This is a genomic window from Archangium minus (genome assembly GCF_044360475.1).
In the GTDB taxonomy this organism is placed as follows: domain Bacteria; phylum Myxococcota; class Myxococcia; order Myxococcales; family Myxococcaceae; genus Archangium; species Archangium minus.
The window spans coordinates 12,660,057-12,674,321 of record NZ_CP043494.1 but is presented as its reverse complement, the minus strand read 5'-3'; the positions used below and the strand labels follow the sequence as shown (position 1 = coordinate 12,674,321).

At 67.9% G+C, this 14,265-nt stretch carries 16 protein-coding genes; 6 read left to right on the top strand and 10 right to left on the bottom strand.

From position 1 onward, the window contains the following. Positions 1-116: 116 nt before the first annotated feature. The 8 genes from F0U60_RS52245 to F0U60_RS52210 form a co-directional block, all read right to left on the bottom strand. Positions 117-1,235, bottom strand: a complete 1,119-nt coding sequence (locus tag F0U60_RS52245; protein ID WP_395812020.1) for an ArsA family ATPase — start codon at positions 1,233-1,235, stop codon at positions 117-119. Continuing rightward, positions 1,232-2,233, bottom strand: a complete 1,002-nt coding sequence (locus F0U60_RS52240; RefSeq protein WP_395812019.1) for an ArsA family ATPase — start codon at positions 2,231-2,233, stop codon at positions 1,232-1,234. The genes F0U60_RS52245 and F0U60_RS52240 overlap by 4 nt, the downstream gene beginning before the upstream one ends. An 80-nt stretch (positions 2,234-2,313) precedes the next feature. After that, positions 2,314-2,997 (bottom strand): hypothetical protein, encoded by a 684-nt coding sequence (locus tag F0U60_RS52235; RefSeq protein WP_395812018.1) that lies wholly within the window; start codon positions 2,995-2,997, stop codon positions 2,314-2,316. 123 nt (positions 2,998-3,120) lie between these two features. Then, positions 3,121-3,609, bottom strand: coding sequence for a hypothetical protein (locus tag F0U60_RS52230; RefSeq protein WP_395812017.1), 489 nt, complete (start codon positions 3,607-3,609; stop codon positions 3,121-3,123). After that, positions 3,593-3,802, bottom strand: a complete 210-nt coding sequence (locus tag F0U60_RS52225) for a hypothetical protein (RefSeq protein WP_395812016.1) — start codon at positions 3,800-3,802, stop codon at positions 3,593-3,595. Before F0U60_RS52225 ends, F0U60_RS52230 begins: the two co-directional genes overlap by 17 nt. 62 nt (positions 3,803-3,864) lie before the next feature. Next, on the bottom strand, positions 3,865-4,524 hold the full coding sequence (locus tag F0U60_RS52220; protein ID WP_395812015.1) for a class II aldolase/adducin family protein: 660 nt from the start codon (positions 4,522-4,524) through the stop codon (positions 3,865-3,867). Beyond that, positions 4,521-5,636 (bottom strand): S-methyl-5-thioribose-1-phosphate isomerase, encoded by a 1,116-nt coding sequence (gene mtnA / locus F0U60_RS52215; protein ID WP_395812014.1) that lies wholly within the window; start codon positions 5,634-5,636, stop codon positions 4,521-4,523. Before mtnA ends, F0U60_RS52220 begins: the two co-directional genes overlap by 4 nt. A gap of 112 nt (positions 5,637-5,748) precedes the next feature. Further along, complete coding sequence (locus F0U60_RS52210; RefSeq protein ID WP_395812013.1) at positions 5,749-6,633, bottom strand: S-methyl-5'-thioadenosine phosphorylase; 885 nt, start codon at positions 6,631-6,633, stop codon at positions 5,749-5,751. Positions 6,634-6,825: 192 nt separating this feature from the next. Here F0U60_RS52210 and F0U60_RS52205 point away from each other — a divergent pair, with 192 nt between their 5' ends. Then, a complete protein-coding gene (locus tag F0U60_RS52205) occupies positions 6,826-6,990 on the top strand; it encodes a hypothetical protein (protein ID WP_395812012.1) in 165 nt (54 codons plus the stop codon). On the opposite strand, the gene F0U60_RS52200 is transcribed toward F0U60_RS52205, so the two are convergent. Next, entirely contained in the window at positions 6,969-7,454 is a 486-nt protein-coding gene (locus tag F0U60_RS52200; RefSeq protein ID WP_395812011.1) for a hypothetical protein, read from the bottom strand. The two genes, F0U60_RS52205 and F0U60_RS52200, sit on opposite strands and share 22 nt — an antisense overlap. Before the next feature lie 178 nt (positions 7,455-7,632). Here F0U60_RS52200 and F0U60_RS52195 point away from each other — a divergent pair, with 178 nt between their 5' ends. Together F0U60_RS52195 and F0U60_RS52190 are read left to right on the top strand one after the other, a co-directional pair. Then, positions 7,633-8,490, top strand: a complete 858-nt coding sequence (locus tag F0U60_RS52195; RefSeq protein ID WP_395812010.1) for a hypothetical protein — start codon at positions 7,633-7,635, stop codon at positions 8,488-8,490. Beyond that, positions 8,487-9,455: a zinc ribbon domain-containing protein gene (locus F0U60_RS52190; protein ID WP_395812009.1), complete on the top strand. Its 969-nt coding sequence runs from the start codon at positions 8,487-8,489 to the stop codon at positions 9,453-9,455. The genes F0U60_RS52195 and F0U60_RS52190 overlap by 4 nt, the downstream gene beginning before the upstream one ends. Positions 9,456-9,476: 21 nt before the next feature. On the opposite strand, the gene F0U60_RS52185 is transcribed toward F0U60_RS52190, so the two are convergent. After that, positions 9,477-10,493, bottom strand: coding sequence for an FHA domain-containing protein (locus F0U60_RS52185; protein ID WP_395812008.1), 1,017 nt, complete (start codon positions 10,491-10,493; stop codon positions 9,477-9,479). Between the two features lie 712 nt (positions 10,494-11,205). Here F0U60_RS52185 and F0U60_RS52180 point away from each other — a divergent pair. The 3 genes from F0U60_RS52180 to F0U60_RS52170 all read left to right on the top strand — a co-directional run bounded on the left by F0U60_RS52180 (position 11,206) and on the right by F0U60_RS52170 (position 14,168). Beyond that, positions 11,206-11,811 carry a hypothetical protein gene (locus F0U60_RS52180; protein WP_395812007.1) on the top strand — a complete coding sequence of 202 codons (606 nt, stop codon included), beginning with the start codon at positions 11,206-11,208 and terminating at the stop codon, positions 11,809-11,811. Positions 11,812-12,396: 585 nt separating this feature from the next. Continuing rightward, entirely contained in the window at positions 12,397-13,005 is a 609-nt protein-coding gene (locus F0U60_RS52175; protein ID WP_395812006.1) for a hypothetical protein, read from the top strand. Positions 13,006-13,046: 41 nt separating this feature from the next. Then, complete coding sequence (locus F0U60_RS52170) at positions 13,047-14,168, top strand: aminotransferase class I/II-fold pyridoxal phosphate-dependent enzyme (protein WP_395812005.1); 1,122 nt, start codon at positions 13,047-13,049, stop codon at positions 14,166-14,168. The last annotated feature ends 97 nt before the right edge of the window (positions 14,169-14,265 follow it).

The following is a 14,265-nucleotide window of genomic DNA, read 5'->3' as shown; positions in this document are numbered from 1 at the left end:
CTCCCTCCAAGGGCCCGGGTGGGTGAGACGCACCCTCCTGTCTGCCCGAGGGCATGGCTCCCCTCACCGGATGGCAGCCACCGGACACCTGGACTGCCCGGTGGCTGACGCCGCGCTCACGAGGGCGCGAGCGCTTCGCCCAGGCGCACCAGGCCGCCGAAGTCCTCGAGCTCGCCACCCGCTTCGGGAGCGGCCACGGCCACGGCGCCCGCGGGCAGCTTCTCCGCGAGCCGCGCGAGCATCCCCCGGTGGGCCTCGGCGCGAGCGCGCTCCTGGTCGGCCAGGCGGATGAGCGCCTCCACCCCGTGGCGCGCCGTGTGGTCATCCTCCACGTGCCGCAGCAGCGCCTCGGGGGACGACAGCCCGTCCTCGCGCGCCCAGCTCCGGTTGAGCACATAGCCCGCGAAGGGCAGCCCCCGCTCGCGGAGCATGTCCCGGAAGAAGGCCGCCTCGTCCAGCGAGGCCGCCTCTGGCGACGTCACCAGCAGGAATGCCGCGTCCGGCGAGGACAGCCGCGAGCGCAGCCGATCCGCACGCAGCCGGATGCCCGCGAACAGCCCGCTGAAGGCACCCAGGAAGGTCCTCATCTCCTGGGTGAAGCCCTCGCCGAAGATGCTCCCCAGCACGTTGCCGAGCAGCTGTGACGTCTTGCGCCACAGCCGGCCCCCGCGGCCCTTCTCCTCCGGCAGGAAGAGCGAGACGATGCGATCATCCAGGAAGCGCGCCAGCCGTCCCGGCGCCTCCAGGAAGTCCAGCGCGTGGCGGCTCGGTGGCGTGTCGAGGACGATGAGCTCATAGCGGCCCTCGTCCAGGAAGTTGTCCAAGGCCTCGGCCGCGGCGTACTCCTGCATGCCCGCCACCAGGTCCGACAGGAAGCGGTAGAGGCGGTTCTCCAGGATGGTGCGTGCCGCCTCGGGCGTGGGGGACAGCCGCCGCACGAAGCGCTCGAAGACGACGCGCGGGTCCAACATCCACACGTCGAGCTGGCCCGGGCCGGGCGCTCGGCCTTCGTAGAGGCGCTCGGGGGGAATGGCGGTGGGCTCCGGGCCGCCCTCGGACAGGCCCATGGCCTCGGCGAGCCGCCGCGCCGGGTCAATGGTGAGCACCAGCACCTTGCGACCCGCGCGCGCCGCGGCCACGCCCAGTGCCGCTGCCGTCGTCGTCTTTCCCACGCCGCCCGCGCCGCACAGCACGAGGACGCGCTTGTCCCGCAGCAGCGACTGGAGGTTGCTCATGACTGGGCTCCGGCGCGCCCGGGCGAGGGCGCTTCAGGGGAAGCAGAAGGGGGACGAGCGAGGTGCGTGGCAATCCGCTCCACCAACTCCGTCCCCGTGACAGGCAACTCGGGAATGGTGAGGAGCGGGGCCGGGAGGTTGCCCGCCAGCCGAGCCTGCGCGTCACGGGCCCGGTCCAACCGTCCCAGCGCGCGCTGTCCCAGGTGCGGCCCATGGGTGTCCAGCAGCCGCTCCACGGCGGCCCGGCCATCCGGTGAGAAGGGATTGTCTGGCATGCGGTTGAGCACGCCCGCGGCGATGGGGATGCGGTGGCGCTGGATGGCGGTGGACAGCTCCAGCGTCTCACTCACCGGCAGCGGCTCCGGCAGGGTGACGAGCAGGGCACCCGTGAGACGCGGGTCCCTCAGCAGCGTCAGCCCCTCGCGCACCGCGCGGCCAATGGGCCCCACGGGCATGACGGACAGCAGCGTGTCCGGGAGCGCGGCGATGGCGAGCGCGTGGCCGGTGGCCGGCAAGTCCAGGATGCACAGCGGGTAGAGCGGACTGCCATCCGGCCGCGTGCGGCGGATGAAGTGGAGCATCTGGTAGAGGATGCCCATCTCCCGGAGCGCGGGGGCCGCCTCGAGGAAGCGGCGCAGGGCGCGGGTGCGCATGGCGGCGTCGGCCATCATCCGCATGGGCAGCACATCCTGAAGGAAGAGGCGCTGGCCCTCGAGGGGAGACAAGCGGACGAAGGAGAGGCCCGGAGACACCTCGGTGACATGGGAGCCCGAGGCGCGCGTGCCTACCAGCGAGGCCAGCGGCGAGGGGACGTCCTTGTCCTCGGGGGCCACCTCCACCTCGGCGAGCAGCACCTTGCGGCCCGCGGCGACAGCCGCCCTTGCGAGCGCCGCCGCCAGGGTTGTCTTGCCAACGCCTCCCTTCCCGGAGACGAGCAGTGCCCGCCTTTCCCACAGTGCGTCCAGCAAGGCCGTCGCCCCTCCCGTCGTGCAGGACATGAAGTCTTAACGACGCCACCCCCTTCCGACAAGGGAACCCCCCGGCAACGCGTCACCCGGTGGGCAGGGCCGAGCGTCCGTTACTGCACGGGCCAGCGGGCGGCGATCTCCTCGCACGCCCGTTGGACGTCACACAGACGGCGCGTGCGGGCTCTGGGCGGCTGGTACTCGCGTCCAGCGAACACATCCACCACGCGCACCAGCTTTGGCTCCACCGGCCCCAGGAGCGACAGGTGCTGCTCCGTGAAGGCCTGCAGCAGCGTGGCGATGTACTGCCCGGAGCGCTCGTCCAGCGGGTGGTGCTTGGAGAAATACAGCTTCATCACCCCGACCTTGTTGTTGCCATGACGGTCGACGGTCTGCAGCACCATCTGGGGCCAGACGCGGATGGAGACGCCGGCGATCTCCAGGGCAGGCGGCTCATGGCCGACTTCGCTGGCCACCACGCCGTGCAGACCCAGACGCGGGTGGAGCTGGCGGTAGTGCTCGATGGCCTCGATGCACAGCTGGGCGCGGTGCGCATCGAACTCATTCGCGAACACGGTGGTGGCGAGCCGGTGTTGGTGCTGGCGCAGGAGGGCCTCGTCCTGACCGTGGCACAGGAAGTCGGTGATGGCCTGAGAGGCCTCGGGGTAGCGCAGGTACTGTGGGTCAGGCGGGTGCTTCTGGTTGTCGATGAGGCGCTTGCGCAGCGCAGGCGTGGCCGTGAGATAGCGCCCCAGCTTGTTCACCGAGACGTGAGGTGACTCTCTGGGTACGTCCATGAAGTGCCTCCCTGATGCGTCGTGATGAACAGACATTAACGGAAGGGTCTGACATGGATGCCCCCTCCCTCTCCCTCTGGGAGAGGGTCGGGGTGAGGGTATGTGTTGAGCCTGACCAGAGTCTCAATGCTCGGTACTCTTCTTCCGGTTACGAAGAGCCAGCAGTTCGCGCTCGACGAGACGGTCCTTGTCCCGTCCCAGGTGGCGCTTGACGGCGATGAGGTCGTCCAAGCTGATGATTCGGCATGGACGTCCGTAGACCTCCAGAGTGACCGCTCTAGATGCGACCTCCGCATAGCTCCCGACGGGTGGAACCTCGGAGAGCAGGTCGAGGCGTCCCAGGTCGGTCAGCAGGTAGAGATTGCGATTCTTCGCGAGCTCGGCGGGGGACTCTGTAACGGGTCGCTTGGGAATGGCGAGCGCGTAGCGGGGATGATGCGGTGCGAGCACGGCGAGCAACCGTGCGAGGTTTTCTTCGGAGAACGGTGCTGCGATGTCACAGTCCACCGTGAAGGTGGCCGAGCCGTGAGCAATGGCGGCGACGCCCCCTATGAGAACGAACTCCACCTTTGCATCGAGGAGCAGACGGAGGAGCTCAGGGGTCTGCTGCATCGTCGTCGGTGTCCTTGGGGCGCAGGGCTTCGTACAGCTCGGTCATGCGCTGGAGCTGTTCGAGCCGCTCGGTCGGCGTGAGGCGGAGGTTCTCCTCGAGCAGGGCTACGTCCACGCCGGCGTCAATCGCCGCATCCCAATCTGGCCCGTAGCTCGGGAAGGCCTTCCGTAGGAGTTCTCGCGGGTCGTCCATGCGGGAATCTTAAGCCGGATCGTGCGCGGACGCAGGCTTGGCGAGGCGGGTCCTCCCGTTCGTCAATCCCTGGGCTCCGGCTGTTGGCCATACGTCTTGAACTTCTCGAGCACCCGGGCCATCTCGGCCTTATCCAGCAGCACGGGCTCGCCCACCTGGAGCGCGCGCCAGTACATGGCCGCCAGCGTCTCCACCTCCACCGCCAGCTTGTAGGCGCCCGCCAGGTCCGCGCCCAGGGTGAGCATCCCGTGGTTCGCCAGCAGGCACGCCTTGCGCCCCTCCAGCGCCTCCACTGCGTAGCGCGACAGCTCCTCCGTGCCGAATGTGGCGTACGGCGCGCACCGGATGTCCTCGCCCCCCGCCCGCGTCACCATGTAGTGGAAGGCCGGAATCGGCCGGCGCACGCACGCGAGCGTCGTGCAGAACATCGAGTGCGCGTGCAGCACTGCCCCCACCTCGGGCCGTGAGGCCAGGATGTCCCGGTGGATGCGCCACTCGGACGACGGCTCACGCCGGCCCTCGTGGCTCCCATCGAAGCGCATCAGGACGATGTCCTCCGGCACCAGCGTGTCGTAGTCCATCCCCGTGGGCGTGAGCAGGAAGCCTCCCTCCACGCGCTGGCTCAGGTTGCCACTGGTGCCCTGGTTCAGCCCCGATGCGTTCATCTTCCGCGCCGTGGCGATCATCGCCTCTCGCTGCGCGAGGTGCCCCGGCCCGCTCACGTTCCCGTCCCACGCACGGGCCGCCGCTCGGGGAAGAGCGACAGCAGTCCCTCGGTGGAGGCCTCGCACACCCCGCGCTCCGTGACGAGCGCCGTCACCAGCCGCGCCGGCGTCACGTCGAAGCCGTAGTTGGCCACCGGGCTCCCCTCCGGTGTCACCCTCACCGTCACCACCTCGCCCGAGGGCAGCCGCCCGCTGATGTCCGTGAGCTCGCGTCCATCCCGCTGCTCGATGGGGATGTCACGCACCCCGTCCTCCAGCGTCCAGTCGATGGTGGGCGAGGGCAGCGCCACGTAGAAGGGCACCCCGTTGTCCTTCGCCGCCAGCGCCTTGAGGTACGTGCCAATCTTGTTCGCCACGTCGCCTCGGGCCGTGGTGCGGTCCGTGCCCACGATGCACAGGTCCACCTCGCCGTGCTGCATGAGGTGGCCTCCCACGTTGTCCGCGATGACCGTGTGCGGCACGCCGTGCTGTCCCAGCTCCCACGCCGTCAGGCCCGCGCCCTGGTTGCGCGGACGCGTCTCGTCCACCCAGACGTGGAGGGGAATGCCCTTGTCATGGGCCAGGTAGAGGGGCGCGAGCGCCGTGCCCCAGTCCACCGTGGCCAGCCAGCCCGCGTTGCAGTGCGTCAGCACGTTCACCCGGCCCTGGCGGCCCTTGCGCGCCCACACCGACTCGATGAGCCCCAGCCCGTGCTCCCCAATGGCCCGGTTGATGGCCACGTCCTCGTCACTCAGGGCCGCGGCGCGTAGGTAGGCCGCCGTGAGCCGCTCGGACGGGGACAGCGGGCGCAGGGCCTGGCGCATCTCGTCGAGCGCCCAGCGCAGGTTCACCGCCGTGGGCCGTGTGGCCTGCAAGTGGGTGCACGCCCGCTCGAGCGCCACGTCGGAGGCGTCCCCTCGCAGCGCCAGGCACACGCCGTAGGCCGCGACCGCCCCGATGAGCGGCGCCCCTCGTACTTGCATGGAGCGGATGGCGTGGGCCGCCTCGTCCAGCGTCGTGAGCCGCAGCGTCACGAAGGCGTGCGGTAGGCGCGTCTGATCGATGATGCCGACCGACCAGCCGTCTGGCTCGACCCAGATGCTGCGCATCGGCTTTCCGTGGACCTTCATGGGGCTCCTCGCGAGGGGGTGTGCGGGATGGGGAACACGAGAGGACCTATACCCTCACCCCGACCCTCTCCCAGAGGGAGAGGGAGGTTTGGGTGCACAGCGGGGGAGGCGGCTAGCGCTTGAGGACTCGGCCGGCGACCGCGTCCAGCTTCTGGAGGACGGCGGGGTCTCTCACTTCCGGTGCCGTCATGAGGGCATGGTCGAGCGCCGTCTGGCAGCCCTGGTGGCAGGGGCCCGCGTGCTTGGCCAGCAGCGGCACCACGCTCTTCACCAGCGCTCGGGCCTTGCCCGCATTGGCCATCAGCACGGAGACGACCTGGTCCACGGTGACGGCGTCGTGGCCCGGATGCCAGCAGTCGAAGTCCGTCACCATCGCCACCGTCGCGTAGCAGAGCTCCGCCTCTCGGGCGAGCTTGGCCTCGGGCATGTTCGTCATGCCAATCACGCTGCACCCCCAGCTCCGGTACAGCTCGCTCTCGGCGAGCGAGGAGAACTGGGGCCCCTCCATGACGAGGTAGGTGCCGCCGCGCTTGGCGGAAATGTCGAGCCCCTGGCAGCTGCTCATCAGCGCATCGCCCAGCCGCGAGCACACGGGCTTGGCCATGGACACGTGGGCCACGCAGCCCGTGCCGAAGAAGCTCTTGGTGCGCGCGAAGGTGCGGTCGATGAACTGGTCCACCACCACGAAGGTGCCCGGCGGCAGGTCCTCGCGCAGGCTGCCCACCGCGGACACGGAGAGGACGTCCGTCACGCCCGCCCGCTTGAGCGCGTCGATGTTGGCGCGGAAGTTGAGGTCGGAGGGTGAAATCCGGTGCCCCCGGCCATGGCGGGGGAGGAACACCACCTGCGTGCCCTCGAGCGTGCCGAAGCACAGCTCGTCCGAGGGCTCGCCATAGGGCGAGGACACCTTGCGCCAGGAGACGTCCTGGAGGCCGTCGATTTGGTAGAGGCCGCTGCCTCCGATGATGCCGATGACGGGGGGGGACGAATGCGGCATGGCGGGAGCTCCGGGGGGAGGGAGGAACAGGGCTCCACTCTTCCTTCCGTCCATCAGAGAGGCAACAGTGAAGAGGGAGGGGCGCTCCTATCTCTTTCCGGACAGAGACCCTGGACTCCAGGGCACCTGTCACCTGGGGCGCCAGAGGCCGACCTTGTCCCTCGGCTGTCCGTTGGTGCGGAGGTAGGGCCCATGTACCCAGAGCTCGGTGAATCGCTCGTGTGGACCTGGGAGGACGAGGACTTCCTCTCCCGCGCGTCCGAGGCCAACTTCCCGGATGGCAATGACCCGCTGGCGCACCGCGTCTCGGAGGCGCTCTCGCTGGAGCCCTCGGCTCAGCTGGACGGGACGGCGTAGCAGGCGCGGATGCGCGTGGCGGCGCAGGCGAACCCCGCCTCGTGGAGCCGCTCGGCGGCCCACACCGCCGCGGGCTGCAACGAGGCGGTGACGACGAACGGCGTGGTGAGGGGCGCGAAGTGGCGGATGACGCTCATCATCATCCGCACCGCGGGGGACTGGATGATGTACGCCGTCCCCAGCGTCCACTGGCGCAGCAGCGCCTCGTGTGCGCTCAGCCAGTCGATGTAGCGCTGGCGCAGCTGGGTCGACGGCATGTGCACCTCTCGCGCGTCGATGATGCAGACGTGCGGCTCCCTGCGCTCCAGCCAGATCCGGCGCTCTTCCAGGTACGCGTCCAGGTCAGACAAGGTGCCGGTCCGGCCGAACTTCACCACCAGCAGCGGCCACAGACCGCCGTCGACCGTGGCAGGCGCGGGCTCGCCGCCTGGGGCCACGAATCGGGTGTTGAAGGACAGAGCCATTCCGTCCTGGGGGTTGATGGAGTTGAATCTGAGCAAGGGTGGGTGAATGTACCGCAATTCGGCTCGAATGTTGAGCGGAATGCGATGTTAAAGGGATGGGCCCACGCACGCACGGAGCAGCCTGGAGATGAACTTACGGTGCCAATCATGTGGTGCGGAGCTGGTCGTAGCGGAAGATTTGCGTACCACTGTATGTCCTTACTGCGCGGCGCCCTCGGTGGTGGAGCGGCCACCGAGCGTGGATCGGCCGGCACCTACCTTCACGCTGGGCTTTTCGCTGACGCACCAGGCCGCGGGTGAGCGGGTGAAGAGCTGGCTGCGCACGCGCAACCCGTGGAGCCACTCGGGACTCAAGAAGGCGTCGCTGCAGGAGGTGCGGGGCGTGTACGTGCCGGCGTACCTCTACAGCGCACTGGCCTCGTCCCGGTACAGCGCCTCCATCGGAGAGAACTACACCGAGACGGAGACGTACACGACGACGGAGAACGGGAAGACCGTCACGAAGACGCGCACGGTGACGAAGACGGAGTGGCGCCCGCTGCGCGGCGAGCTCGACGAGTACGTACCGGACGTGCTGGTGACGGCCTCGCGCGGGCTGACCAACGTGGAGATGGAGGCGCTGGAGCCCTTCGATTTGCGGGTGCTGGCGCGCTACGAGCCGGCGCTGGTGGCGGGGTGGGTGGCGGAGGAGCCGTCGCTGTCGAGGGACGAGTGCCTGAAGCTGGCGCGCGAGGAGGCGTTGGCGCGGGTAGGCCGGCGGCTGGAGGCCTTCATGCCGGGGGACTCGCACCGGAGCCTGAAGCACGACACGCATCTGGGGTTGGAGTCGCTGGACGTGTGCCTGGTACCGGTCTGGGTGCTGGCGGCGCGCTACGCCCCGGACCAGCCGCCGCTGCGGGTGGTGGTGAACGGGCAGTCGGGCGAGGTGTATGGGAAGGCGCCCATCTCGTGGGTGAAGGTGTTGCTGACGGTGCTGCTCGTGGCGGCGCTGGGGCTGCTGGTGTACCTGCTGATGAGCCAGGGGGGCCGGTCATGACGGCGGTGACGGTGGTGGGGTGCGAGCGGTGCGGGAGCGCGCTGGAGGTGGGGGACCTGCGCTGCCCCATCTGCGGACTGGCGGCGGATGCGCTCCGGACGAGCGGCCTGGTGCCGGCGAAGGTGCAGGCGAAGGTGGTGCGGTGCGACACGTGCGGGGCCTCGCTGGAGTACTCGGCGGAGGTGAAGGCGCCGCGGTGCGCGTTCTGCGCGTCGGTGATGCACGTGGAGACGACGGCGGATCCGCTGGAGCAGGCAGAGGTCTTCCTGCCCTTCACGGTGGAGCCGACGGTGGCGCGCGAGGCGCTGGGGCGCTTCCTGTCGGAGAAGCGCTTCTTCCGGCCGTCGAACCTGGCGACAGCGGCGGCGCTGGAGTCCCTGCGACCGATGTGGTGGCCGGCGTGGGGGTTCAGCGCGGGAGCGCGGGTGAGCTGGGCGGCGGACTCGGACGCGGGGAGTGGCCGTTCAGCCTGGGCGCCGCACGCGGGGCAGGCGGACATGATGTTCGAAAACATCCTCGTGTCCGCGTCGCGAGGGCTCACGGAGCGCGAGTGCGAGCGGCTGGCGGACGCGTACGCCCTGGAGAGCCAGGAGCGCGCGCCACGAGGGCCAGAGGACGCGCAGGTGGAGCGCTTCGACGTGACGCGCTCGGGGGCGCGGCGGCAGATCCTGGCGGCAGTGGAAGCAGAGGCGCGCGAGCAGGTGGAGCGCGAGCACATTCCAGGCAAGCGCCGGCGCAACGTGCACGTGGCGGTGATGCTCTCCAGCCTGGAGACGAAGCGCTACGCGCTGCCGGCGTATGTGTTGGCCTATCGTTACCGGGACAAGCTGTACCGGGTGGTGGTGCATGGCCAGGACGCGGGCGTGGTGCTGGGCGATGCGCCGGTATCGGTGGCGAAGGTGGTTCTGGTGGTGGGCGCGGTGCTGCTGGTTCTGGTGGCGCTGGTGTTGCTCTTCGCCCGATGAGTCACGCGGACCCGGTACAGTTTAATCCTTGCTCAAGGCGAGCCGTGACAGGCGGCGCCAGCGAAGCTGGAGGACCTCGCCCAAGGTGAGCGAGTCCGTATCGCCCAGCGGGGTTGTCTGGATTTTGGTGTGGCCACGCCACGTGCCGTTGGTGCTAGCGGTGTCGATGGCCAGGATGTCCGCGCCCATTCGGACGAGGAGCAGGTGTACGCGTGAGATGGGGTCGAGATCCGCCAGTGTGATTCCGCAGCGCTCGTAGCGGCCCAGCAGCACACCTTGCTCCAGGCGGGCGAGCGAGATGTGGTGCTCTTCCGACTTCTGCTCGCCCTCCAGTCGCAGCGAGGCCCAGGCGTCCTCGGGCTGCTCGTCCTCACCGAGCATCAGCAGCGGGCCCAGGCGGGTAATGCGTGTGTGGTACTCCTGGCCGTCCGGCCGCAGCGGGCGCTTGGAATGCTGGAAGCGGGACCGAGTCGGGGTGCGCTGGTCGACGAAGTGGCGCGGCGGGAGTTGCCTCCAGGCCTCTTCAGCCCGAGCCGGCCAAGAGGGGGCCGAGGCACCGCACGTGGGCACGAAGAGGAGCGAGTACTCGCCCACGGCGGCGTAGAGCGTCCCCTGGGCGATCACCGCAGCGTTGGGCTCTCCGTCCTCGGTGAGGAAGGGTTGCTCGGTGTTGAGGTCCCAGAGCCGGAGGTCTGGCGTGGCGTCGGGGTCCTCGGACCACACGTGCACCGCCAGCTGTCGCAGCGAGATGGTGTCGGATGGGAGCCGGAGCCCACAGCCGGTGTGCCGGCCGATGATCAACGAGTGGCCTGATGCGACGAGCACCACCTCCACCACGCGAGCGGAGCTGTCCACCGCCGCCACGAGCACGGCGGGGCGTTGGGAGAGGCGGGCCAGCTTGCTCAGCCGCGCATAGGCAGCGAGGAAGGCCTCATGCGCTCCGAGTGGGGACGGACCCCGTTTCAGATCTTTCGCTCTGACGACGCGCGTCTGCTCGTTCACGTCCGAAAGCCTGAAAATCCCCGTGTGCTGGGACATGGAGAAGAGTCTACCAGACCTCGCGGCACCGCTTCTCGCGGCGCCTCTCTTCCTCCTCCTGCGGATTCCGGATTTAGAGCTTGAGCGCGACTTCGCGAAGTGCGAATCCGGTGTACTCAGCTGGATGGAAGGATGCAGAGTTGCCCTCAAGACGATTCATGCCACCACGGTTGACCTCCTCGGCAGCTCGTTCCCGGGGCCGGTGGCCCATGGGACTCACGTTGATTTTTGGCTCTCTTCTCTGGGGCGGGTGTGCAACGCCCGCTTTACGCCCGCCAGGGACACCGATGAAGACGAGTTGCCCCGCGTCAGTAGCGCTGCCCACGGTCGAAGAGTGTCTCGAGGAGGCGTCCGGGATTGATGATGAGCTCCTCATGAGTTGCGTGCGCCGGCAATGCCGCGACATCACGGTGACGTGCAGCGAGTGGAGCCGGCAGAAGTGCACGGTGCAAAGTCAAAGGTTTGGGAACCCTGTGCTCGCGTTTACGGTTACGAACTGGCGCGGAACGCTCCATCGCTTCTATCCGGTCGCAGAGACCCACTGGTGCGAAGAACCGGCATCGCGTGGGTGCATCATCCAGGCCGTCATCCACGAGCTGGCGCATTCTTGTGGTTGGGACCATGGGCAGGGCCAGAACGTTCCCGGGAATGATCCCGAACGACAGCCCCCCGTCGAATGCGCATGTGCTGATGAGAACGGCGCGAGGACGTCATGCGAGTGAACTGGCGCAAGCTCGGACCTGTTTCCCTGCTCCTGTTGGTGGCCTGTTCGGGGCTCCCCCTCTTCGGGAGGTCCTCAGCCCATAAGGGCAACAAGAACGCAGTGGGCGCGGATGTACAGGTTCCTCCTCGTACCGTGATGGAGATTCAAGACATCCATTATGATGGATGGACGCTCTCGGCCCGGCTCCTGGTGAGCCCCGAGACGGGTCCATTGCGCTTGGACAGACGGCTCATTCCGAGCATTGACGTGGATGTTTCGCGCGTCTCGGAATGTGAGCATGGGTCCGTGTCGTCCATCCATGCAGATGTCTTCGCTCCATTGCAGCGTTCGGAGAATCTCCTGATTCTCAATCCTGGCTACTGGTACGGCACCACGGTGCATTTCGGATTGTTCGACGAGCACTTCACCGGGCTTGGGCCGGAGTGCGTCGAGGCCGACATCTCTCTTCGGTCATTTGACCGCCATGTGGTCGCGCACCAGCGAATCCGTGCCGTGCGTCCCTCGTCCATGGATGGGGGCACGCAGGCGGATGGGGGCTCGCCGGAGGAGCCAGCCCCTTCGCCGGACGCTGGCTTCAGCGTTCCGCCGAACTGAAGGAGGCGCGGTTGCCCTTGAGAAGATCCATGCCACCAACGCTGATTTCCGCAGTAGGTCCCGCCTGGAGCCGGTGGCCCCCATGGGTCTCACGTTGATTCTTGGCTCTCTTCTCTGGGGCGGGTGTGCAACGCTCGCTTCACGCCCACCAGGGACACCGATGAAGACGAGCTGCCCCGCTTCGGTGGAGTTGCCCACGGTCGAGGAGTGTCTCGAGGAAGCATCCGAGATCACCGATGAGCTCCTCATGAGTTGCGTGCGCCGGCAATGCCGCGACATCACGGTGACGTGCAGCGAATGGAGCCGGAGGGAGTGCAAGGCGCAGAGGGAGAGTCCTGACGATCCCCTGCTTGCGTTTACACTCACGATCTGGCACGGGACACTCCATCGCTTTTATCCAGTCAAGGAGACCCACTGGTGTGAGGAACCAGCATCGCGTGAGTGCGTCATCAAGGCCGTCATGCATGAGTTGGCGCATTCTTGTGGCTGGGACCACGGACAAGGGCTGAACGTTCCCGGGAATGAACCTAAGCGAGAGCCCCTCCGTGAGTGTGCATGTGTTGACGAGAACGACGCGAGGACGTCATGCAAATGACCCGTCTCGGATTTGGAACTGTCTCCCTGCTTCTGCTGGCAGCCTGTACGGGATTCCCCTTCTTCGGGAAGAAATCTCCACCATCCCCGGGCAGTGAGGCCAACAAGAACGCAGGGCGCACGGATGCACAGCTTCCTCCTCGCACCGTGATGGAAGTTCAAGACATCCAATATGATGGATGGGCCATCTCTGGACGAGTTCTGGTCAGCCCCGAAGGAGGCCAACTCCGCCTGGACAGACGGCTCATTCCGACCATCCATGTGGAAATGAAGTACGTTTCGGATTGCACGTATGGCGCTGTGGCGTCCATCAGAGCGGATATCATCGCGCCATTGGCCCGCCCAGAGGATCTCCTCGTTCTTGAGCCTGGCTACTGGTACGGCTCGACCGTGCGTTTCAGGTTGTTCGGTGAGCACATTACCGGGCTTGGACCGGAGTGTGTCGAGGCCGATATCTTTCTTCGGTCATTTGACCACGAACTCGTCGCTCGCCAGCGCATCCGTGCGGTACGTCCCGCCTCCGTGGATGGAGGCACGCAGTCGGATGAGGGGGGCACGTTGGAAGTGCCTGCCGCTCCGCCGGATGCGGGCACCCCCTGAGCTTCTTTGCAATACGGCTCGGCTCGCGGTAGCGAGTCGGCATGCGGATTCCGGATTTCAAGCTCGAGCGCTACTTCGCGAAGTGGGAGTTCACCGCGCCGCACCTGCTGTGCTCCTCGGACATCGAGGGCTGGCGGATGAGCGATGTGCTCGCGCTGGCGGACTCGGATGGGCGCGAGCGGTGGGAGCGGTTGACGCTGGGCTACACGGAGACGGCGGGCCTGCCAGCGCTGCGTGAGGAGATCGCGAAGCTGTACCGCGGCGTGGGGCCAGAGCAGGTGCTGACGTTCGCGGGAGCGCAGGAGGCCGTCTTCATCCTGATGAACGTGCTGCTGGGACCCGGAGACCATGTGGTGGTGACGTGGCCGGGGTACCAGTCGCTGTACGAGGTGGCGAGGGCGGTGGGCGCGGAGGTGTCGCTGCTGCGGCTGCGCGAGGAGGACGGCTGGACGCTGGACCTGGAGGCGCTGAAGCGCGAGCTGCGGCCGAACACGAAGCTGGTGGTGACGAACTTCCCGCACAACCCGACGGGAGCGCTGCCGGACGCGGAGACGTGGAAGGGGCTGTTCGCGCTGGCGGAGGAGCGCGGCGCGTACGTGTTCGTGGACGAGGTGTACCGCCTGCTGGAGTACGAACCGCGTGACACGCTGCCCGCGGCGGTGGAGCTGTCGGAGCGGGGGCTGAGCCTGGGGGTGATGTCGAAGGCGTTCGGCCTCGCGGGGCTGCGGGTGGGGTGGCTGGCCAGCCGGGACGCGGCGCTGCTGGCGCGGTGCGTGGCGTACAAGGACTACACGACCATCAGCAACTCGGCGCCGAGTGAGGTGCTGTCCCTCATCGCCTTGAGGGCGAAGGAGCGGGTGCTGGCGAGGAGCCGCGACATCCTGACCCGCAACCTGGCGGTGCTGGACGACTTCTTCGCCCGGCAGTCGGACACGTTCCGCTGGGTGCGCCCGAGGGCGGGGAGCGTGGCCTTCCCGAAGCTGCTGGGCTCGCTGCCCGTGGCGGAGTTCTGCCAACGGCTCGTGGAGAAGGAGGGCGTGCTGCTGCTGCCAGGGGACGTGTATGACTTCCCGGGCAACCACTTCCGCCTGGGGCTGGGCCGCACCAACATGCCCGACGCGCTCGCGAGACTGGAGCGTTTCTGCGAGACACTCGGGCGCTGATTCTCCAGGAAGTTCACGGAGAAGGTCCCGGTTGGGAGTAGGGTATGTCCCGTGAGGGGCGCGCCGGAGCGGTCTCCGAGCGAGCGTTCCCTCTCCC